General features: G+C 70.8%; 14 protein-coding genes and 1 pseudogene. 4 read left to right on the top strand and 11 right to left on the bottom strand.

All coding sequences use genetic code 11. The features are described 5' to 3' along the window. Positions 1-2: 2 nt before the first annotated feature. A complete protein-coding gene (locus tag ABZ823_RS14815) occupies positions 3-983 on the bottom strand; it encodes a proline dehydrogenase family protein (RefSeq protein WP_361658945.1) in 981 nt (326 codons plus the stop codon). A gap of 160 nt (positions 984-1,143) precedes the next feature. Here ABZ823_RS14815 and ABZ823_RS14810 point away from each other — a divergent pair, with 160 nt between their 5' ends. Continuing rightward, a complete protein-coding gene (locus ABZ823_RS14810) occupies positions 1,144-2,355 on the top strand; it encodes a helix-turn-helix domain-containing protein (RefSeq protein ID WP_361658942.1) in 1,212 nt (403 codons plus the stop codon). A 35-nt stretch (positions 2,356-2,390) separates the two neighbouring features. Continuing rightward, positions 2,391-2,636, top strand: a pseudogene (locus tag ABZ823_RS14805) (MFS transporter); the annotation flags it as partial. A 122-nt stretch (positions 2,637-2,758) separates the two neighbouring features. On the opposite strand, the gene serA reads toward ABZ823_RS14805, so the two are convergent. The 6 genes from serA to ABZ823_RS14775 form a co-directional block, all read right to left on the bottom strand. After that, entirely contained in the window at positions 2,759-4,360 is a 1,602-nt protein-coding gene (serA, locus tag ABZ823_RS14800; protein WP_361658939.1) for a phosphoglycerate dehydrogenase, read from the bottom strand. Positions 4,361-4,626: 266 nt separating this feature from the next. After that, the gene (gene ilvC / locus ABZ823_RS14795; RefSeq protein ID WP_361658936.1) at positions 4,627-5,625 is read right to left on the bottom strand and encodes a ketol-acid reductoisomerase; all 999 of its coding nucleotides are present in this window, start codon (positions 5,623-5,625) and stop codon (positions 4,627-4,629) included. A gap of 142 nt (positions 5,626-5,767) precedes the next feature. Beyond that, entirely contained in the window at positions 5,768-6,292 is a 525-nt protein-coding gene (gene ilvN / locus ABZ823_RS14790; RefSeq protein ID WP_332885233.1) for an acetolactate synthase small subunit, read from the bottom strand. Between the two features lie 20 nt (positions 6,293-6,312). Then, entirely contained in the window at positions 6,313-8,169 is a 1,857-nt protein-coding gene (locus ABZ823_RS14785; RefSeq protein WP_361658933.1) for an acetolactate synthase large subunit, read from the bottom strand. A gap of 226 nt (positions 8,170-8,395) precedes the next feature. Continuing rightward, entirely contained in the window at positions 8,396-11,629 is a 3,234-nt protein-coding gene (locus tag ABZ823_RS14780; protein WP_361658930.1) for an EAL domain-containing protein, read from the bottom strand. Positions 11,630-11,974: 345 nt separating this feature from the next. Next, entirely contained in the window at positions 11,975-12,919 is a 945-nt protein-coding gene (locus ABZ823_RS14775) for a 2-hydroxyacid dehydrogenase (RefSeq protein ID WP_361658927.1), read from the bottom strand. Between the two features lie 75 nt (positions 12,920-12,994). Here ABZ823_RS14775 and ABZ823_RS14770 point away from each other — a divergent pair, with 75 nt between their 5' ends. Then, positions 12,995-13,993: an aldo/keto reductase gene (locus ABZ823_RS14770; RefSeq protein WP_361658924.1), complete on the top strand. Its 999-nt coding sequence runs from the start codon at positions 12,995-12,997 to the stop codon at positions 13,991-13,993. A gap of 215 nt (positions 13,994-14,208) precedes the next feature. Beyond that, on the top strand, positions 14,209-15,372 hold the full coding sequence (locus ABZ823_RS14765) for a PQQ-dependent sugar dehydrogenase (RefSeq protein WP_361658921.1): 1,164 nt from the start codon (positions 14,209-14,211) through the stop codon (positions 15,370-15,372). Between the two features lie 285 nt (positions 15,373-15,657). On the opposite strand, the gene ABZ823_RS14760 is transcribed toward ABZ823_RS14765, so the two are convergent. The 4 genes from ABZ823_RS14760 to gatB form a co-directional block, all read right to left on the bottom strand. Further along, complete coding sequence (locus tag ABZ823_RS14760; protein WP_361658918.1) at positions 15,658-16,200, bottom strand: hypothetical protein; 543 nt, start codon at positions 16,198-16,200, stop codon at positions 15,658-15,660. A 35-nt stretch (positions 16,201-16,235) separates the two neighbouring features. After that, complete coding sequence (locus tag ABZ823_RS14755) at positions 16,236-16,811, bottom strand: GNAT family protein (RefSeq protein ID WP_361658915.1); 576 nt, start codon at positions 16,809-16,811, stop codon at positions 16,236-16,238. Next, on the bottom strand, positions 16,789-19,029 hold the full coding sequence (locus ABZ823_RS14750; RefSeq protein ID WP_361658912.1) for an MMPL family transporter: 2,241 nt from the start codon (positions 19,027-19,029) through the stop codon (positions 16,789-16,791). Before ABZ823_RS14750 ends, ABZ823_RS14755 begins: the two co-directional genes overlap by 23 nt. A gap of 303 nt (positions 19,030-19,332) precedes the next feature. Then, entirely contained in the window at positions 19,333-20,847 is a 1,515-nt protein-coding gene (gene gatB / locus ABZ823_RS14745) for an Asp-tRNA(Asn)/Glu-tRNA(Gln) amidotransferase subunit GatB (protein WP_361658908.1), read from the bottom strand. Positions 20,848-20,851 lie beyond the last annotated feature (4 nt).

Below are 20,851 nucleotides of genomic sequence, written 5' to 3'. Positions count from 1 at the left end.
TGTCAGCTCTTGGTGAGGACCGAGCGGGCGAAGAAGCGGAGGTTCGCCGGCTTCTCGGCGAGGCGGCGCATGAAGTAGCCGTACCAGTCGGTGCCGTAGGCCGTGTAGACGCGCATGCGGTGACCCTCGGCGGCCAGCCGCAGGTGCTCCTCGCCGCGGATGCCGTACAGCATCTGGAACTCGTACTCGTCGAGCTTGCGCCCGGCGCGCCGGGCGATGTCCTGCGCGATGGCGATGATCCGCGGGTCGTGGGAGCCGATCATCGGGTACCCCTCGCCCTCCATGAGGGTCTTCAGGATGCGGACGTACGCCTTGTCGATCTCGTGCTTGTTCTGGTACGCGACCGACCCGGGCTCCTTGTACGCCCCCTTCACGATACGCACCCGGCTGCCGCTCTCGGCGAGACGGCGGGCGTCGGCCTCGGTGCGGAAGAGGTAGGCCTGGATCACGCAGCCCGTACCGGGGAAGTCCTTCCGCAGCTCCTCGTGGATGGCGAACATCGAGTCGAGGGTGGTGTGGTCCTCGGCGTCCAGGGTGACCGTGGTACCGATCGCGGCGGCGGCCTCGACGACCGGGCGCACATTGGCGAGGGCCAGCTCGTGGCCGCCGTGGAACACGGGGTCGGACCCGGAGGGCCCGCCGTTCAGGGCGGTGGTGGACGACGGGAGGGCCTGGCCGAACATCGAGAGCTTGACGGACATCTCGGCCTTGGCGCCGAGCCCGAGCTTCTCGAGGCGGCCGATCAGCTCAAGGTACGCGTCGCGTGCGGCGGTGGCCTGCTCGGGCGTCGTGATGTCCTCACCGACGACGTCCATGGTGACCTCGAGGCCCTTGCCGGTGAGGTCCTCGATGATCGGGACGATCTCGTCGACGGTCTCGCCGGGGATGAAGCGGTCGACGACCGGCCTGGTCACCGGTGCGGCCGAGATCAGACGGCGCATCCGGTCGCTGCGCGACGCGGCGAGAATCACGGGACCCAGCACAGGGCACCTCCACAAGGGCAACAGGAGGCCGAATCCCGACGATTCGGGTACGGCACGGATAACCACTGTGAAACCTATGGATTGCTCTGATCGTCGGCCATCGACAGCTGTCACGCATCCGTGCCCTGTATCTCAGACATCTGTATGAGCGGGTGGGGGAATGCGGGAGAATGCCCGTGTGGCGGACGTTTTCAAGCCGGGCCGGGGCGACTACCAGGAACTCGTCGACGAGATCTCGGCGCTGCTCGGCGCCCCCGCGACCCTGGAGAACCGGGACTTCGAGCTGATCGCCTTCGCCGCCTACGACAGCGACGGCGAGTTCGACGAGGCGTCCCTGGACCCGGTCCGCACCCGCTCGATCCTCACGCGCCGCTCCACGGCGGCGGTGCGCACCTGGTTCGAGGGCTTCGGCATCGCCCGCGCCACGGGTCCCGTGCGCATCCCGCCGACCCCGGAGGCGGGTGTCTACCGGGGCCGGATCTGTCTGCCCGTACGCCATCGGGGTGTCGTCCTCGGCTATGTGTGGCTGCTCGCCGACGAGCCGGGCCCGTCCGAGGCGCAGCTGTCCGCCGCGATGGAGGTCGCCGCCCGCATCGGCGCGCTGCTCGCGGACGAGGTGCAGGCGGGCGCGGATCTGACGCGGGAGCTGCGCGCGGTCCTGACCGCCGAACGGGGCTGGCAGCAGGAGGCGGCGGTGGCCGAGCTGCGGACGGCGCTGGGCGTGCGGGGCGAGGGCCTGCACACGGTGGTCTGCGTCGCCCCCTGGCCCTCGGCCGACCCGGACGACGCCCCCTCGGTGCGTACGATCCCGGCCGCTACGGCGCTGTGCACGGTGCCGTGGTGCACCAGCGGCCAGAGCCTGGCCCTGCTGGTGCGGCTGCGCTCGGCGGATGTGCCCGCCCCGGCGCTGACGGCGGCCTCACGGCTGCTGCGGGAGGCGGAGGGCGCCCGTGGCGGCGGACGCACGGCGGCCGGGGTGGCCGGCGCCCGCCAGGGCCTCGCCGAGCTGGGCACCGCATGGCAGGAGGCGTCGGCTGCGGCCCGCGCGGCCCTGGCGGAGCCCCGGTTCGGCCCGGTCGCCCAGTGGTCGTCGATCGGGCCGTACCGGCTGCTGACGTCGCTCCCGCCCGAGGTGGCCCACGACCCGGCCGTACGCGTCCTGCTGTCGCCCGCCCACCGCGAACTGGCCCGGACGGCCGAGGTCTTCCTGGACTGCGCGGGCCAGGCGGGCCGCACCGCGGCTGAACTGGGCATCCACCGCCAGACCCTCTACTACCGCCTCTCCCGCGTCGAACAGCTCACCGGCCTGGACCTGGACGACGGCGAGGACCGTCTGCTGCTGCACATGGCACTGAAGGGGGCGCGGCTCTAGTGCTGCGACCAGGCAACGTTTGCCCGACGGGGTGAATCCCGTCCTCGGCGCCGGCCCCGGCCCACGAGACGCTGGGCGGCGCGCCGGCCGTCGCCGGCCGACTTCCGGGCCACGCGGGCGACGCCCTGGCGGCGGCCGCGCGGGAGGCGTTCACCAGCGGTATGCACGGGGCGGGGATCGCGGGCGCGGTGATCCTCGCGGGGGCCTCGGTCTGGGCGGCGGCGGCACTGTGCGGGATCCACGTACGGGAGGCGACGGAGGTGGAGAAGGGCACCGCCTGAGGGCATCCGCAGCACAGGAAAACGCCGGACGGGCTGGCGGTCCAGCCCGTCCGGCGTTCGAGGACGAGCCCGTTCGGGGCGAACGGGGGGGCCGGGGGGCGGCGCCCCCGGAGACGGCGACCTCAGACCAGGTTCACCGAGCGCGCGGAGGTGGCACCGATCTCCTCGGCCACCTCCGTCAGGACGTTCTGCGGCACCGTGTCGTCGACCGTGAGGACCGCGAGGGCCTCGCCGCCCGCGATGTCACGGGCGACCTGCATGCCCGCGATGTTGATGCCGGCCTCGCCGAGGATGCGGCCCAGCGTGCCGACCACACCCGGGCGGTCGGTGTAGCGCAGCACGACCATGTGGTCCGCGAGCGCCAGGTCCACGTCGTAGTCGCCCACCGCCACGATCTTCTGGTGGTGCTTCGGGCCGGCCAGCGTGCCGGACACCGACACCTCCTCACCGTCCGCGAGCGTGCCGCGCACGGTGACCACGTTGCGGTGGTCGGTGGCCTCCGAGCTGGTGGTCAGGCGTACCTCGACACCACGCTCCTGGGCGAAGAGCGGAGCGTTGACGTACGAGACCGTCTCGGCCACGACGTCCTCGAACACGCCCTTGAGCGCGGACAGTTCGAGCACCTTCACATCGTGCTGGGTGATCTCGCCGTACACCTCGACGTCGAGCCGGACGGCGACCTCGCCCGCGAGCGCGGTGAAGATGCGGCCCAGCTTCTCGGCGAGCGGCAGACCCGGCTTGACGTCCTCGGCGATGACACCGCCCTGCACGTTCACCGCGTCGGGCACCAGCTCGCCGGCGAGCGCGAGGCGCACCGACTTGGCGACCGCGATGCCCGCCTTCTCCTGGGCCTCGTCCGTCGAAGCGCCCAGGTGCGGGGTGCACACGACCTGGTCCAGCTCGAACAGCGGCGAGTCCGTGCACGGCTCCTTCGCGTACACGTCCAGGCCCGCGCCCGCGACTCGGCCCTCCTTCAGCGCCGAGTACAGCGCCTCCTCGTCGACGATCCCGCCGCGCGCGGCGTTGACGATACGGACGCTCGGCTTGACCTTGTGCAGTGCCTCGTCGCCGATGAGACCGAGGGTCTCGGGGGTCTTCGGCAGGTGGACGGTGATGAAGTCGGAGACCTCGAGCAGCTCGTCCAGGGACAGCACCTTGACGCCCATCTGCGCGGCCCGGGCGGGCTGGACGTAGGGGTCGTAGGCGACGACCTTCATACCGAACGCGGACATGCGCTGCGCGACCAGCGCGCCGATCCGGCCGAGGCCGACCACGCCGAGCGTCTTCTCGGCGAGCTCGACGCCCGTGTACTTGCTGCGCTTCCACTCGCCGTTCTTCAGCGCGGCATTCGCCTGCGGAATGTTGCGGGCGGTGGAGACGATCAGACCGCAGGCCAGCTCGGCGGCGGTCACGATGTTCGAGGTGGGCGCGTTGACGACCATCACGCCGGCCTTGGTGGCGGCGGAGACGTCCACGTTGTCGAGGCCGACGCCGGCTCGTGCGACGACCTTCAGCTTGCGCGCGGCGGCGACGGCCTCGGCGTCGACCTTCGTCGCCGAGCGGATCAGGATCGCGTCGACGTCGGCGATCGCCGACAGCAGCTCCGCACGGTCCGCGCCGTTGCAGTGCCGGATCTCGAAATCCGGGCCGAGTGCGTCGACGGTCGCGGGCGACAGCTCTTCAGCGATGAGTACCGTGGCTTTTCGACTGGGGTACGAGCTCACGTGAGTCCTCACATGTCCAATGCGGACGGCCGTCCCGACGGCCGCAGGCGGTGGAGGGGTGCTATCCGCGTGGAAGACGCACGACGCTGTGGGCCTGAACGCGATCGTTGTGCAGCAGTCTAGTGGCGCCGCACGCGTCGTATTACGCCGCTGCGGAAGGATCACCCGTCCGTGGCTGGACGGGGTGGACAACGCCTCTTCCAGACGTTACCCCGAGTTCGGCGAAGGGGCCGGAGCGGATTGCTCCGGCCCCTCGGCCGTGGGGCTTACGCCTCCTCGTTCACCCAGCTCATGAGCTTGCGCAGCTCCTTGCCGGTGGTCTCCAGCAGGTGCTGGGAGTCCTGCTGCTTGTACTCGTTGTACTTCTTCAGACCGCCGTGGTACTCGTCCATCCAGTTACGGGCGAAGGTGCCGTCCTGGATCTCGGCGAGGACCTTCTTCATCTCGGCCTTGGTGGCGTCGGTGATGATGCGGGGGCCGGTGACGTAGTCGCCCCACTCGGCGGTCTCGGAGACCGACCAGCGCATCTTCTCCAGGCCGCCCTCGTACATCAGGTCGACGATCAGCTTCAGCTCGTGCAGGCACTCGAAGTAGGCGATCTCCGGCTGGTAGCCCGCCTCGACCAGGGTCTCGAAACCGGCCTTCACCAGGGCGGAGGTGCCGCCGCACAGCACGGCCTGCTCGCCGAACAGGTCGGTCTCGGTCTCCTCGGTGAAGGTCGTCTTGATGACACCGGCGCGGGTGCCGCCGATGCCCTTGGCGTAGGAGAGGGCCAGCGCGAAGGCGTTGCCGGTGGCGTCCTGCTCGACGGCCACGATGCAGGGAACGCCGCGGCCCTCCTCGTACTGGCGGCGCACCAGGTGGCCCGGGCCCTTCGGGGCGACCATGCAGACGTCCACGCCGGCCGGGGGCTTGATGAAGCCGAAACGGATGTTGAAGCCGTGGCCGAAGAACAGCGCGTCGCCGTCCTTCAGGTTGGGAGCGATGGACTCCTCGTAGACCTGGGCCTGGATCGGGTCCGGGACCAGGATCATGATGACGTCGGCCTCGGCGGCGGCCTCGGCCGGGGTCACCACGCGCAGGCCCTGCTCCTCGGCCTTCGTCTTGGACTTGGAGCCCTCGTGCAGACCGACCCGCACGTCGACACCCGAGTCACGCAGCGACAGCGCGTGGGCGTGGCCCTGGCTGCCGTAGCCGATGACCGCGACCTTGCGGCCCTGGATGATGGACAGGTCGGCGTCAGCGTCGTAGAACAGCTCGGCCACTTTGGGTTCTCTCCTTGTGTACGGATGGTGCGTCCCACCGTATGACGGCGGGGAGAAGGGAAGTGTCGGGGTCTCGGCATACGGGCGGCCGGCGGCCTGCCGTCCGCCCGTTTCCGGTCGTGGGGGAATGATCCCGGGTGTCCTAGGCGGACCGGTCGAGGGCGCGCAGCGACCGGTCCGTGATCGAACGGGCACCGCGGCCGATCGCGATCGTGCCGGACTGGACCAGCTCCTTGATGCCGTACGGCTCCAGCATCTTCAGCATGGCGGACAGCTTGTCGCTGCTGCCGGTGGCCTCGACGGTGACGGCCTCCGGGGAGACGTCCACCGTCTTGGCGCGGAACAGCTGGACGATCTCGACGATCTGGGAGCGCGTCTCGTTGTCGGCGCGCACCTTCACCAGAACGAGTTCCCGCTGAACGGCCTGGGACGGCTCCAGTTCGACGATCTTCAGGACGTTGACGAGCTTGTTGAGCTGCTTGGTGACCTGTTCGAGCGGCAGGTCCTCGACATTCACCACGATGGTGATGCGGGAGATGTCGGGGTGCTCGGTGACACCGACCGCCAGTGAGTCGATGTTGAAGCCGCGGCGGGAGAACAGGGCCGCGATCCGGGCGAGGATGCCGGGCGTGTTCTCGACGAGGACCGAGAGGGTGTGCTTGGACATGGTTCTCACTCAGCTCTCTCTCAGTCGTCTTCGTTGTCGCCGAAGTCGGGGCGGACGTCCCGGGCGGCCATGATCTCGTCGTTGGAGGTGCCGGCGGCGACCATCGGCCACACCATCGCGTCCTCGTGGACGATGAAGTCGACGACCACCGGGCGGTCGTTGACCGAGTTGGCCTCTTCGATGACCTTGTCGAGGTCATCCGCGGACTCGCAGCGGATCGCGTAGCAACCCATGGCCTCCGACAGCTTCACGAAGTCGGGCACGCGCGTGCCGGCGCTCGGTCCCTTGGGCTCGGCGCCCGGTCCGGAGTGCAGCACGGTGTTGGAGTACCGCTGGTTGTAGAAGAGGGTCTGCCACTGGCGGACCATCCCGAGGGCACCGTTGTTGATGACGGCGACCTTGATCGGGATGTTGTTCAGGGCGCAGGTGGTCAGCTCCTGATTGGTCATCTGGAAGCAGCCGTCGCCGTCGATGGCCCAGACCGTACGGTCCGGGACACCGGCCTTCGCGCCCATCGCGGCCGGGACCGCGTAGCCCATCGTCCCGGCGCCGCCGGAGTTCAGCCAGGTGGCGGGCCTGTCGTACTCGATGAAGTGCGCGGACCACATCTGGTGCTGGCCGACGCCCGCCGCGAAGATCGTGCCCTCCGGGGCGAGCTGCCCGATGCGTTCGATGACCTGCTGCGGGGACAGCGAGCCGTCCTCCGGCAGGTCGTAGCCGAGGGGGTAGGTCTCCCGCCAGCGGTTCAGATCCTTCCACCAGGCGGAGTATTCGCCCCGGTGGCCCTCGCCGTGCTCCTTCTGGACGGCCTGGATCAGGTCGGCGATGACCTCCCGGGCGTCACCGACGATCGGCACGTCGGCGGCCCGGTTCTTGCCGATCTCGGCCGGGTCGATATCGGCGTGGACGATCTTGGCGTGCGGGGCGAAGCTGTCCAGCTTGCCGGTGACGCGGTCGTCGAAGCGGGCTCCGAGGGCGACGATCAGGTCGGCCTTCTGCAGCGCGGTGACGGCGGTGACCGCACCGTGCATGCCCGGCATCCCCACGTGCAGCGGGTGGCTGTCGGGGAAGGCGCCGAGCGCCATCAGGGTGGTGGTGACGGGCGCTCCGGTGAGTTCCGCGAGGACCTTCAGCTCCGCGGTGGCCTTGGCCTTCAGGACGCCGCCGCCGACGTAGAGGACGGGCCGCTTCGCGGAGGTGATCAGCTTGGCGGCCTCGCGGATCTGCTTGGCGTGCGGCTTGGTCACCGGGCGGTAGCCGGGCAGGTCCGTGACGGGCGGCCAGCTGAAGGTGGTCCGCGCCTGAAGGGCGTCCTTGGCGATGTCGACGAGGACCGGGCCCGGGCGGCCGGTGGAGGCGATGTGGAACGCCTCCGCGATCGTCCGGGGGATGTCCTCGGCCTTGGTCACCAGGAAGTTGTGTTTGGTGATCGGCATGGTGATGCCGACGATGTCCGCTTCCTGGAAGGCGTCGGTGCCGATGGACTTGGAGGCGACCTGGCCGGTGATCGCGACCAGCGGCACCGAGTCCATGTGGGCGTCCGCGATGGGGGTGACCAGGTTGGTGGCGCCGGGCCCCGAGGTCGCCATGCACACGCCGACCTTGCCGGTGGCCTGCGCGTAGCCGGTGGCCGCGTGGCCCGCGCCCTGCTCGTGCCGCACCAGCACGTGCCGCACCCGCCGGGAGTCCATCAGCGGGTCGTACGCCGGAAGGATCGCACCGCCGGGAATGCCGAATACCGTCTCGGCGCCGACCTCCTCGAGAGAGCGGATGAGGGACTGCGCACCCGTGACGTGCTCGGGCGCGGACTGGTGTCCTCCGGATCGGGGCCGGGGCTGCGGGTGAGGGGCCCCGGTGGCCTGCTCGGTCATCGGCATTCTCTTCTCGATGCTGAGGGTTTTTGCGAGGTTCGGGCGGTGTTCGACTGGTGCGTGTGCAACAAAAAACCCCTCGTGCCGGTAGGCAAGCGAGGGGAGCGCGCCGGGTGCGGTCGCTGGGTGTTCCGGTTCATTTCCGGTGGGTCCCAGCTCAGCCGACGCGCTGTCCAAGTACGAGAATTCGGGTGCGCATGGCACTGACCCTCCCCCCGGCACGCCATGACTGTCAAGTGGGTGGGACGGGAGTCTCATTATGTGAGCGTAGGGCGTTCCCACCGCCGAAAACGGCAGGCACACCGCGGGTGTACAGCGCCGCTCCCCCGACCGCGAAGGCCGGCGCCGGCTCCGCCGAGCCGTGCGGCACCGGGCAGTGGCCGGACGTGAGCGCCCGGCACAGCCGGTACTCGTCCAGCGGTCCCGAGAATGCCATCCCCTGCCCGTGCGTACAGCCCATCGCACGCAGGGCGACGACCTGTTCGGGCAGATCCACGCCATCGGCGACCGACTGGAGACCGAGATCCGTGGCGATACGCAGCAGCCCGCTGGTGATCTTGTGCAGGCGTGCGGACTCGACGACCCCCTCGACCAGGCCCCGGTCGAGTTTCAGTACGTCGACGGGGAGCCGGCGCAGCGCCGTGATCGCCGCGTTGCCGCTGCCGAGGCCGCCCAGGGCGATCCTGACGCCGATCCTGCGCAGCGCGCCGAGTCTGCGTTCCAGCTCGTCCAGGGAGATCTTCGGGTCGATGTCGGACAGCTCGATGACCAGGGCACCCGAGGCCAGCCCGTGCCGGGTCAGCAGGGCCTCCACGGAGCCGAGGGGCAGGGAGCGGTCCAGGAGGCGACGGGCGCTCATCCGGACGACGACGGGCACGGCGAGCCCGTTCCCGTTGCGCTCGGCGGCCTGCTCGACGGCCTCCTCCAGCAGCCAGCGGCCGAGCTCGGCCGCCTTGTCGCTGTCCTCGGAGACACGCAGGAACTCCGCGGGGGTGAAGAGCACGCCCTGGGAGGAGCGCCAGCGTGCCTGCGCGCTGACGGATGCGATACGGCCGTCCTGAAGCGATACGACCGGCTGGTGCAGCAGGGTGAACTCGCCGTCGTGCAGTGCGGCCCGCAGCCGGGTGGCCAGCTCCGTCTTCTGTACGACGTCCTGCTGCATCTGGGGCGCGTACAGCTCGACGCGGCCCTTGCCGGCGGCCTTGGCGCGGTACATGGCGAGGTCGGCGTTGCGCAGCAGTTCGCCCGCGCCGAGGTGCGGCTCCGCGAAGGCCACACCGATGGACGCGGCTACCCGGACATCGTTGCCGTCGATGTCGTACGGCTGCGAGAGGGTGGCCCGCAGGCGGTCGGCGAGTTCCAGGATGTGTCCCTCGTGGGCGGTGCGGTCACGGGTGCCGTCGCCGACGATGAGGGCCGCGAACTCGTCACCGCCCAGCCGGGCGGCGGTGTCCCCCTGCCGTACCGAGTCCTGGAGTCTGCGGGCAGCCTGGACGAGCAGTTCGTCGCCGGCCTGGTGCCCGATGGTGTCGTTGACCGCCTTGAAGCCGTCGAGGTCGATGAAGAGGACCGCCGTGTTCCGAAGGGCGGCGCCGCGGTCGGAGGCGCGGCGGCCGGAGAGCGCCTGCTGGACCCGCTTGGTGAACAGGGCGCGGTTCGGCAGGTCGGTGAGCGGGTCGTGCTCGGCGTTGTGCTGCAACTGTGCCTGAAGGCGCACGCGTTCGGTCACGTCCCGGCTGTTGAAGATCAGGCCGCCCTCGTGGCGGTTGACGGTGGACTCCACGTTGAGCCAGTCGCCGTCGCCGGACCTGAAGCGGCACTCGATACGGGTGGTGGGTTCCTCGAGGTGGCTCGTGGCCAGGAAGCGGCGCACCTCGTGCACCACGCAGCCCAGGTCCTCCGGGTGGATGAGCGCGGCGAGCTCGGTGCCGACGAGTTCCTCGGCGGGGCGTCCGTAGACACCCGCGGCGGCCGGGGAGACGTACCGGAGGATGCCGCTGGGCGCGGCGATCATGATGACGTCGCTGGAGCCCTGCACCAGGGAGCGGAAGTGGTTCTCCTTCTGCGCGAGTTCCTGGGTGAGGGTGATGTTGTCGAGCAGCATGATGCCCTGGCGGACGACGAGCGCGAGCACCACCGCACCGGCGGTGATGAGCACCACGCGGTCGACGCTGTGGCCGTTGAGGACGTTGTAGAGGATCCCCAGGGTGCAGACGGCGGCGGCCAGGTAGGGCGTGAGCGCGGCCAGCGATCCGGAGATCGGGCGCGTCGCCGGGTACCGGTCGCGCTCGGATCCCCGGGGGATCCCCGCCGGGTAGCGGTCCTGGCCCGGCTGCCGTACGGGCGCGTGCCCCGCCTGCTGCGGGATCACGAGCGCCTGCCCCTGCCGCCGGCCCGCTCGCGCGGAGCCCGGCCGCCGGTCCAGGACGTGTTCGTGCACCACGCGCGCGTGCGCGTGGCCGCGCGGCAGTCCGTGCCGGGTGCCGATCCACGGGGCGTACGCGAGGAGCAGTGAGCCGGAGAACCAGCCGGCGTCGAGCAGTTGGCCCGAGTGGTAGCTGTTGTGCAGCAGCGGCGAGGTGAACAGGGCGTCGCACATCACGGTCAGGGCGAGCGCGCCGACGGCGGTGTTGACCGCCGAGCGGTTGACCGCCGAGCGCCGGAAGTGGAGCGCGACCACCATGCTGATCAGGGCGATGTCCAGCAGGGGATAGGCGAGCGACAGCGCGGCGTGCGCGACGCTCGGCCCGTCGAACCTGGCCGCCTGGGCGAGCGCTAGGCTCCACGACAGGGTGAGCAGTGAGCCGCCGATCAGCCACGCGTCGAGCGCGAGGCATACCCAACCCGCCTTGGTGACGGGCCTTTTGGCGAGCACGAGCAGTCCTACGATGGCGGGAGGAGCGAAGCAGAGGAAGAAGAAGTCGGCGCTGCTGGGCGAGGGGACGGGGCGGTCGAGGACCACCTCGTACCAGCCCCAGACTCCGTTGCCCAGCGCGGCCATGGCGGAGGAGAGCGCGAACAGCAGCCAGGCGGGTCGAAAGCGGCTGCGGCTGCGACGGGCGTAGACAAAGCAGGAGACCGACGCGGTGCCCGCCGCGATGCTCAGCCCGAAGTCGCCCATGAAGAGCGCGACGCTCCGGCAGCCCCAGTCGAGCGCGGAACCGACGGCGTATCCCGCGCAGACCAGGACCAGGACCAGTTGCGGAACCAAGCCCCTCGGGCCCCCTGGGGCCGGGCGGCGGGCCGGCAGTGCTCCGGGGGAGCTCACCGGATCCTCCCGGTCCGGGGCGCCGCCGGGTCCCTCTGGTCCCGGTGCGCTGGGTGCGCTGGGTGCGCATGCCTCTTGCGGCCGCCGGGCCGGCGGTGGTGATGATGATGACCGCCGTGTCCGCTGTGGCCGCGTCTGCGCGTCGCCGCTCGCCAGGGTCGCAGCCCGCGACTCCGCCGCGTCGGATCGTTCGTCCATAGGCCGTGCATCGCCCGTCGCCCCCCTCGCATGTCTGAAAATTCCGTCCCCGGCGCCGAACGGTGCGCGGCGCAGCCCCTGTCGGGGACGATACACCAGTTTCGTCACTCAGGGACATAGCTTCTCTACGCTCAGTGACGACCAGCGAGGATGTGCGTACGTACCGCGTACGAGGGAATGCGGAGCGTACTGGAAGCGGACGGGGAGTCAACCGCGTTCGACACGCGCGCCGGTGGTGCGCCCCGCCGGGAGGCACATGCGCGGGCGCCGGCGATGGCGTGAAACATACGCTCCCGGGCCGCCCGCGCACCCCTCGCCGGCGCTCTCGCCACCCCGGCGCACCGGCTATCCGACGCCGGTTGTCAAGATCACGTTCGCCATCGGTTCTCCCTGCGCGAAACGGTTCAGCTGGGCGCTCAGGAGGCGTTCGGCGCGCGGCCGGAACGCCGAGGTGGCACCGCCCACATGAGGACTTATCAGCACGCCCGGCGCATGCCACAACGGGTGTCCCTCGGGCAGCGGCTCGGGGTCGGTGACGTCGAGGGCGGCCGTGATGCGGCCCCTCTCCAGCTCACCCAAGAGCGCCTTGGTGTCGACGACGCCACCGCGCGCGACGTTGACAAGCAGCGCCCCGTCCTTCATCCGAGCCAGGAACCCCTCGTCGACCAGGCCTTTCGTCTCCTCCGTGAGCGGCGTGACGAGCACCACCACATCGGCGTCGGGGAGAAGTTCCGACAATCGGTTGAGAGGATGCACAGGACCGCGCGTCGACTCACGCTCGTGGCGCGCGACGCGCGCCACCCGCGCGAGCTCAAAGGGCGCGAGCCGTTCCTCGATGGCGGCGCCGACGGACCCGTATCCGACGATGAGGACGGACTTGTCGGCGAGCGCGGGGCGGAAACCGGAGCGCCACTCCTCGCGGTCCTGTCCCCGGACGAAGTCGGGGATGCCCCGCAGCGAGGCGAGGATGAGAGCCAGCGCGAGTTCGGCGGTGCTGGCGTCGTGCACCCCGCGCGCGTTGCACAGCTGCACCCCGTCGGGCAGCAGCGGCAGGCCCGGTTCGACGTGGTCGACGCCGGCGGAGAGCGTCTGCACGACCTTCACGGACGTCATGGCGGCCATCGGGCGCACCGCGACCTCGCTGCTCTTCATGTAGGGCACCACGTAGAACGCGCAGTCGGCGGGATCCGCGGGAAACTCCTGGCCGCCGTCCCAGAAGCGGTACCGGAAGCCCTCGGGGAGGTCGCTTATCTCGTCGGTGCGGAACGGAAGCCATACGTCGACAGTCATGGTCAGGAGGCTATGCGAAGGACCCCGTGTCGCATTGGTTAGTTTGGGGTGCCAGGAAAGGGAGGGCACGGCCAGGTGGAGCGCAGGACGATCGGCGCGGCAACGCTCGAAGTGGGGGCCGTGGGACTCGGGTGCATGCCGATGAGCTGGGCGTACTCCGGATCGCGGCAGCGGGGCGACGAGTCGCTGCGGACGGTGCACCGGGCGCTCGACCTGGGGATGACCCTGCTCGACACGGCCGACATGTACGGCCCGTTCACCAATGAGCTGCTGGTGGGGCGGGTGCTCAAGGAGCGGCGTGCCGAGGCGTTCGTGTCGACCAAGGTCGGTCTGCTGGTGGGCGAGCAGCACATCGTGGCCAATGGCCGCCCGGGCTATGTGAGACGGGCCTGCGACGCCTCGCTGCGGCGGTTGCAGACGGACGTGATCGACCTGTACCAACTGCACCGTGCCGACCCGGAGGTGCCCGTCGAGGAGACCTGGGGTGCCATGGCGGAGCTGGTGCGGGCGGGGAAGGTACGAGCGCTCGGGCTGTGCGCGGTGGGTGTGCGGGGTGGCCGGCGCACCGGGGCGGGGCTGTACGCCGGCACGATCCGGCAGCTGGAGCGGGTGCAGCAGGTGTTCCCGGTGAGCGCCGTGGAGGCCGAGCTGTCGGTGTGGTCGGCGGAGGCCCTGGACGCGCTGGTGCCCTGGTGCGCGGTGCGCGGGGTCGGTTTCCTCGCCGCGATGCCGCTGGGCAACGGTTTCCTGACCGGCACGCTGACGCCGGGCGAGGGCTTCGAGCCGGACGATCTGCGCGCCCGGCATCCCCGCTTCACCGCCGAGGTGATGGCGGCCAACCAGCCGATCGTGGCCGGCCTGAGGCGGGTGGCGCACCGCCACGGCGAGGACGTCACGCCCGCCCTGGTGGCCCTGGCGTGGGTACTGGCACAGGGACGGCACGTGGTCCCGGTGCCGGGTGCCAAACGGGAGCGGTGGGTGACGGAGAACGCGGGCGCACCCGGCCTGCGCCTGACCCCACAGGACCTGACGGAACTCGCGGCCCTGCCGGCGGCGCAGAGGTCGTGGGACTGAGGCGGCGGCGGTCGCCGGCCCGCCACAGCCGCCGGACACACCGGCGGCGTCGCAGGACCGGCCCGCCACAGCCGCCGGACACACCGTCGAGGTCGTGGCCGGTCCGCGGTCGTCGCGGGGCTGGTCCGATCGGCCGATTCCCCGGGCGTCGGGGAACCCTGGGGCGTGTCGCAGCGTAGGTAGGGAAGAAGCCCCGCGTCGAAGGGACCTGGATCGTGAGACGTCGAGCTGTGACGGCCGTGTCGGCCGCGGCCGCGCTCCTGCTGGCGGCGGGCTGCTCCTCCGGGACCGAGGTCACGGCACCCGGCGGCGGGAACACCTCCCCCGGTGGTACGGCACCGGGCGCGTCCGTGCCCGGGCAGACGGGGGAGCGGACACCTCCGGCGAAGGGATCCGTCCGCGTGGTGCGGACGGTCGCCGGGAAACTGAAGACCCCCTGGGGCCTCGCCCCGCTGCCCGGGGGCGGGCTGCTGGTCTCCTCCCGGGACGACGGGACGATCACACGGATCGACGAGAAGACCGGGAAGCGGACCGAGCTGGGCGCGGTGCCCGGTGTCTCGCCCGCCGGCGAGGGCGGTCTGCTGGGCATCGCCCTCTCCCCCGGCTACGCCTCGGACCACCTGGTCTACGCCTATCTGACGACCGACTCCGACAACCGCATCGTGCGCATGCTGTACGACCCGCGGAAGCCGGCGGGCGCGCAGCTGGGCGCCCCGGACACGGTCTTCAAGGGCATTCCGAAGGGGATGATCCACAACGGCGGCAGGATCGCGTTCGGGCCGGACGGCATGCTGTACGCGGGCACGGGTGAGTCCGGGGAGCGGGGGCTGGCACAGGACCGGGCCTCTCTGGGCGGCAAGATCCTGCGCATGACGCCGGACGGCGAGCCCGCCCCCGGCAATCCCTTCGGCAACTCGGCCGTGTACTCCTTGGGCCACCGCAATGTCCAGGGCCTGGCCTGGGACGCCAGACTGCGGCTGTTCGCCGCGGAGTTCGGCCAGAACATCTGGGACGAGGTGAACGCGATCAAGCCGGGCGACAACTACGGCTGGCCTGAGGCCGAGGGGAAGTCCACCGACCCCAAGTACCACAACCCGCTCGCCCAGTGGCACACCGATGTGGCCTCCCCGAGCGGGATCGCCTACGCCGAGGGCTCCCTGTGGATGGCGGGCCTGCGCGGACAGCGGCTGTGGCGCGTGCCGCTGAAGGGCACGGAGGCGTCCGGTCCCCCGCAGGCCTTTCTGCAGGGGGGCTACGGCCGTCTGCGCACCGTGGTCGCGGCCGGCGGCAACAGACTGTGGCTGACGACGAGCAACACGGACGGCCGGGGCGAGCCGTCGAAGACCGACGACCGGATCCTGGAGCTGGAGGTGTCGTAGGGCGCCCGCCCCGTTCGGGCCGGGCGGCTGCCGGGATGATCGGCGGGAGCCAGTCCAGGGAGCCGGTCGCGGGTGCCGGTTCCGGGACCCGGCCTCCATGTGCCCCCGCTTCCCGGGGCGTCTTCCTCGTCCCGCGCTTGCCGGCCGCGGTCGTCGCGGCGGTCATCGCGACGGAAACCGCCACGGTCGCCGCGGGCGGCCGCCCCCTGGAACGCGCAAAAGGGCCCCGGGCCTTCCGCACGGGTGCGGCGGAAGGCTCAGGGCCCTGGCGGGAGCTGCGCGGAGTCAGCCGGCGGAGGGCAGTCCGAGCAGGATGTCGGTGTACTTGAGGACGGCCAGGCACAGCCCGATGACGCCCAGGGCGACACCGCCCCAGGCGATGGACTTGATCCAAGGGGCCTGCGGCTTCCCGGGCGTCCCGAACGCCGGGCGGGCCAGGACGACGACACCCACGATCAGCGCGGCCAGCGCGAACAGGCCGCCCCACAGCGCGGTGGCGTGCCAGGCGTTGCCGTACACCTCCTTGATCTGCTGGGCGACGCTCGCCGACGACGAGGTCCGCAGCTGGCCCACGAGGGTCTCGCGCGCGGAGGCCACCGTGGAGACCCAGCTCCCGGTGAGGGAGACGATGCCGAGCCCGGCCGCGACGACCGCGGCAGCTCCCTGGCCTACCCCGGACGGCCCCTCGGGTGCGGTCTCCTTGGGCCGGTCCTCGCTCTCGGCCTGCCCGGCCGTCTCCTCGCCGTCGATGGCCTCCACCTCCTCCTCGCCGTTGGTCGCCTCGGTGCCGGTTGCGGCCCCGGCCTCGTCAATTGTCTTGGTTCCCATGCCTCGCACCGTACGGACGCTCTCTGAGAGCTCTCTTAATGATCGTCGCGGGCGACGTGCACGCGTGCCGCCCGCCACTCGGGCGCGAGCACCGACCACACCTCGGTGTCCTGGCGCACACCGCGGTACAGGTAGCTCTCGCGCAGTACGCCGTCCCTGCTCATGCCCAGCCGCCGCGCCGCCTTGATGCTCGGTACGTTGGCGGAGGACGCGTACCACTCCACACGGTGGATACCACGCTCCTCGACCGCCCAATCGATGAGCACCCGCATGCCACGTGTCACGAGCCCGCGCCCGGTCGCGGCGGGCTCGAGCCAGCAGCCGACCTCGCAGTTGCCGCCGGCGGCGTCGAAGTCCCGGAACAGCAGCCCGCCGACCAGCTTCCCCTCCAGCCACAGCCCGTGCAGGCTGCCGGTGTCGGCGGCACGCTTGTCGGCGTACGACTGGAGGACGGCCCGGGCGGAGGCGACGTCCGTGGCGTTCGCCCCGAACGGGATGTGCTGGGTGACGAACTCGCGGCCGCGGTCGAGGTGCGCCAGGAACTCCTCGGCGTGCCAGGGTTCCAGGGGGCGCAGCTCGGCCCCGTCGTCACCCAGGGATATCCCGTACATCCTGCCGCCGCTCCTTCGCCAGTAGGCCCTCCAGCGCATCGTCGTCGATGCGCTGTTCCGGCATCGTCGCACGGCACTCCGGCGGTTCGATGCAGATGCGCGGCAGCCGGCGGTCCAGCCAGGACGGCAGCCACCAGTTGGCGGCGCCGAGCAGGTGCATCAGGGCGGGGACGAGAAGGGTGCGCAGGACGAAAGCGTCCAGGGCGACGGCCGAGGCCAGCGCGACGCCGAACATGGCGATCACGCGGTCCCCGCCGGCCACGAAGGCGAGGAAGACGGAGATCATGATGACGGCCGCCGAGTTGATCACCCGGCTGGTCTCGGCGAGCCCGACGCGCACGGCCCGCCGGTTGTCGCGGGTCTCCAGCCACTCCTCGTACATACGGCTGACCAGGAACACCTGGTAGTCCATGGAGAGGCCGAAGAGCACCGAGACCATGATCACGGGGAGGAACGGCTCGATGGGCCCGGCGCGGCCGAGGCCCAGCAGCTCACTCCCCCAGCCCCACTGGAAGATCGCGACGACCACGCCGAACGCGGAGGCGACGGCGGCGAGGTTCATCGCGGCGGCCTTCAGCGGGATGCCGAAGGAGCGGAAGGCGAGCAGGAGCAGCCCGCAGCCAAGGCTGATCACCACGCCCACGAACAGCGGCAGCTTGCCGACGATCACCCCGGCGAAGTCGTCGTACGCCGCCGTCACGCCGCCCACGGACACGTCGAGCGTGGTGCCCTGCTGGGCGCGCGGCAGCACCTCCTCGCGCAGCCGGTGCACGAGGTCGCTGGTCTTCTGGGACTGCGGGGAGGACTGCGGCACGACGGTGAGGTAGGCCGTGTCGCCGCCGCTGTTGTAGGTCACCGGGGTCACCGACGCGACGCCCTGGGTGGCCGCGAGTGTGCTGTCGAGGTTGTCGAGCGCGAGCCTGTCCTCTGCGCCACCGACGTGCGTGACCAGGGTGAGCGGGCCGTTGACGCCCGGTCCGAATCCGTCGGCGAGCAGGTCGTACGCCTGCCGGGTGGTCGACGACCTCGGGTCGTTGCCCTGGTCGGAGGTGCCGAGGTGGAGGGAGAGCGTGGGCAGCGCGAGCAGGGCCATCACGGCCAGCGCGACGGCTCCGAGCTTCTTGGGGTGGCGTTCGACGAACGCGGACCAGCGGGCGGCGAGCCCGGTCGGCACCTCGAGTTCCGGCCCGTGCTCGTGCAGCCGGCGCCGGTCGCGCCTGCTGAGGGCGCGCGGCCCTATGAAGGACAGCAGGGCCGGCAGCAGCGTCACGGAGGCCGCGACGGTGAGGAGGACGGTCAGACAGGCGGCGAGGGCGACGCCGTTGAGGAAGCCGAGACGCAGGACCAGCATGCCGAGCAGCGCGATGCACACGGTCGCGCCCGCGAAGACGACGGCCCGTCCGGTGGTGGCGACGGCGCCCACGGCGGCGTCCGTCACCGGGATGCCGCGCTTCAGGCTCCGGCGGTGCCGGGTCACGATGAACAGCGCGTAGTCGATGCCTACGCCGAGCCCGATCAGCAGGCCGAGCATGGGCGCGAAGTCGGCGATGGTCATGGCGTGGCCCAGCAGGCCGATGCCGGAGTAGGCGGTACCGACGCCGATCAGAGCGGTCGCGATGGGCAGCAGGGAGGCGGCCAGCGAGCCGAAGACGAGGAAGAGGACCACGGCCGCGACGGCCACGCCGACGGCCTCGGCGAGATGACCGCCCTGTGGCTGGGTGAGCCCGACGGCGCTGCCGCCCAGTTCCACCTGGAGGCCGGTGGTGCCGGCGGCCTTGGCGGTGTCGACGACCGCCTTGGCCTCGCCCTTGCTGATGTTCTCACTCGGCTGGTCGAAGGTGACCGTGGCGTATGCGGTGCGGCCGTCCCCGCTGATCTGGGCGCTGTGGCTGCCCTCGTAGGGGTTGGTGACGGAGGCGACGCCGGGCAGGTTCGCGATCCGGTCCAGGGTGCGGGTCATCGTCTGCTCGACGTCGGTGGCGCGCACACTGCCGGGGCTGGTGCGCCATACGACGCTGTCGCTGTCGCCGCCGAGACCGGGGAAGCCGTCCTGGAGCAACTGGGTGGCGCGGCCGGCCTCGGTGCCGGGGGCGTCGTAGTTGTTCGAGTACACGGACCCCGTGGCGGTGGCGGCAGCGGTGACGCCGGCGAAGGCGATCAGCCAGAGCAGGACGGTGAGGAGGCGGTGGCGTACACACCAGCGTGCGAGGGCTGCCACAGACGTGCTCCCTGGAGGTGGTTCGTGGATCTTTGACCGGGAACAGCCACTTAGGGAACTGAACAGTCCGCAAAGAACGAATGGGGATTAACCAACACTGTGGCAGCCGAAAGAGATCGTTTGTCGCTTTCGTGGGGTTAGTCACAGGAGTGCGACTCAACTCACAGGAACAAACGGATCGCCCCCCTTGCTCTATAAAGTTTGGATAAGCGCCAGGGGCGGTCCGTCTGTCGACGGACCGCCCCTGTGGACTGTTCTGCGGTTGTTTCCCAGCCCGCGGTCGTTACAGCCCGCGGTTGTTTCTCAGCCCTCGCCGACGCCCAGCTTCTGCAGGATCAGCTCCTTGACGCGGGCGGCGTCGGCCTGGCCGCGGGTGGCCTTCATGACCGCGCCGACCAGGGCACCGGCCGCGGCCACCTTGCCGCCGCGGATCTTGTCCGCGATGGCGGGGTTGCCGGCGATGGCCTCGTCGACGGCGGCGGTCAGCGCGCCCTCGTCGGAGACGACCTTCAGACCGCGCTTCTCGACGACCTCGTCCGGGGTGCCCTCGCCCGCGAGGACGCCCTCGATGACCTGGCGGGCCAGCTTGTCGTTCAGGTCTCCGGCGGCGACCAGCTTGGCGACGCGGGCCACCTGCTCGGGCGTGATCGGCAGGTCGTCCAGGGCCTTGCCGGACTCGTTCGCGTGACGGGCGAGTTCACCCATCCACCACTTGCGGGCGGAGGCCGAGTCGGCGCCCGCCTCGATGGTGGCGACGATCAGGTCCAGGGCACCGGCGTTGAGGATCGCCTGCATGTCGGTCGCGGAGATCCCCCACTCCTCCAGCAGCCGGCTGCGGCGCACGAGCGGCAGCTCCGGCAACGAGGCGCGCAGTTCCTCCACCCACTCGCGCGGGGGCGCGACGGGCACCAGGTCCGGCTCGGGGAAGTACCGGTAGTCCTCGGCCTCCTCCTTGGTCCGGCCCGAGGTCGTCGTGCCCGTGTCCTCGTGGAAGTGGCGGGTCTCCTGGATGATCGTGCCACCGCCGTCGAGCACGGCGGCGTGCCGCTGGATCTCGTACCGGGCCGCGCGCTCGACGGACCGCAGCGAGTTGACGTTCTTCGTCTCGGACCGGGTGCCGAACCTGTCCGCGCCCTTCGGCATCAGCGACAGGTTCACGTCACAGCGCATCTGGCCCATCTCCATCCGGGCCTCGGAGACGCCGAGCGCCCGGATGAGCTCGCGCAGCTCGCGGACGTATGCCTTCGCCACCTCGGGGGCGCGCTCACCGGCGCCGACGATCGGCTTGGTGACGATCTCGATCAGCGGGATGCCGGCGCGGTTGTAGTCCAGCAGGGAGTGGGACGCGCCGTGGATACGGCCGGTGGCGCCGCCGACGTGCGTCGACTTGCCGGTGTCCTCCTCCATGTGGGCGCGTTCGATCTCCACGCGGAAGGTCTCGCCGTCCTCCAGCTGTACGTCGAGGTAGCCGTTGAAGGCGATCGGCTCGTCGTACTGGGAGGTCTGGAAGTTCTTCGGCATGTCCGGATAGAAGTAGTTCTTCCGGGCGAAGCGGCACCACTCGGCGATCTCGCAGTTGAGCGCGAGACCGATCCTGACCGCGGACTCCACCCCGGTCGCGTTGACGACCGGGAGGGAGCCGGGCAGGCCGAGACAGGTGGGGCAGGTCTGCGAGTTCGGCTCGGCGCCGAGCGCCGTGGAGCAGCCGCAGAACATCTTGGTCTTCGTGCCGAGTTCGACATGGACCTCGAGGCCCATGACGGGGTCGTACGACGCCAGCGCGTCCTCGTACGACACCAGGTCGGTCGTGGTGGTCACGGTG

Source organism: Streptomyces sp. NPDC047079, from assembly GCF_040643755.1.
GTDB lineage: Bacteria > Actinomycetota > Actinomycetes > Streptomycetales > Streptomycetaceae > Streptomyces.
The sequence above is the reverse complement of the archived record's forward strand: the minus strand, read 5'-3'. Positions and strand labels throughout refer to the sequence as shown.

Coding starts and splice junctions, on each gene's coding strand:
- ABZ823_RS14755 (WP_361658915.1), bottom strand. CDS start 16,811: ATGTACGGGATATCCCTGGGTGACGACGGGGCCGAGCTGCGCCCCCTG.
- ABZ823_RS14785 (WP_361658933.1), bottom strand. CDS start 8,169: ATGCCGATGACCGAGCAGGCCACCGGGGCCCCTCACCCGCAGCCCCGG.
- ABZ823_RS14810 (WP_361658942.1), top strand. CDS start 1,144: ATGCGGGAGAATGCCCGTGTGGCGGACGTTTTCAAGCCGGGCCGGGGC.
- ABZ823_RS14780 (WP_361658930.1), bottom strand. CDS start 11,629: ATGGACGAACGATCCGACGCGGCGGAGTCGCGGGCTGCGACCCTGGCG.
- ABZ823_RS14760 (WP_361658918.1), bottom strand. CDS start 16,200: ATGGGAACCAAGACAATTGACGAGGCCGGGGCCGCAACCGGCACCGAG.
- ABZ823_RS14775 (WP_361658927.1), bottom strand. CDS start 12,919: ATGACTGTCGACGTATGGCTTCCGTTCCGCACCGACGAGATAAGCGAC.
- ilvN (WP_332885233.1), bottom strand. CDS start 6,292: ATGTCCAAGCACACCCTCTCGGTCCTCGTCGAGAACACGCCCGGCATC.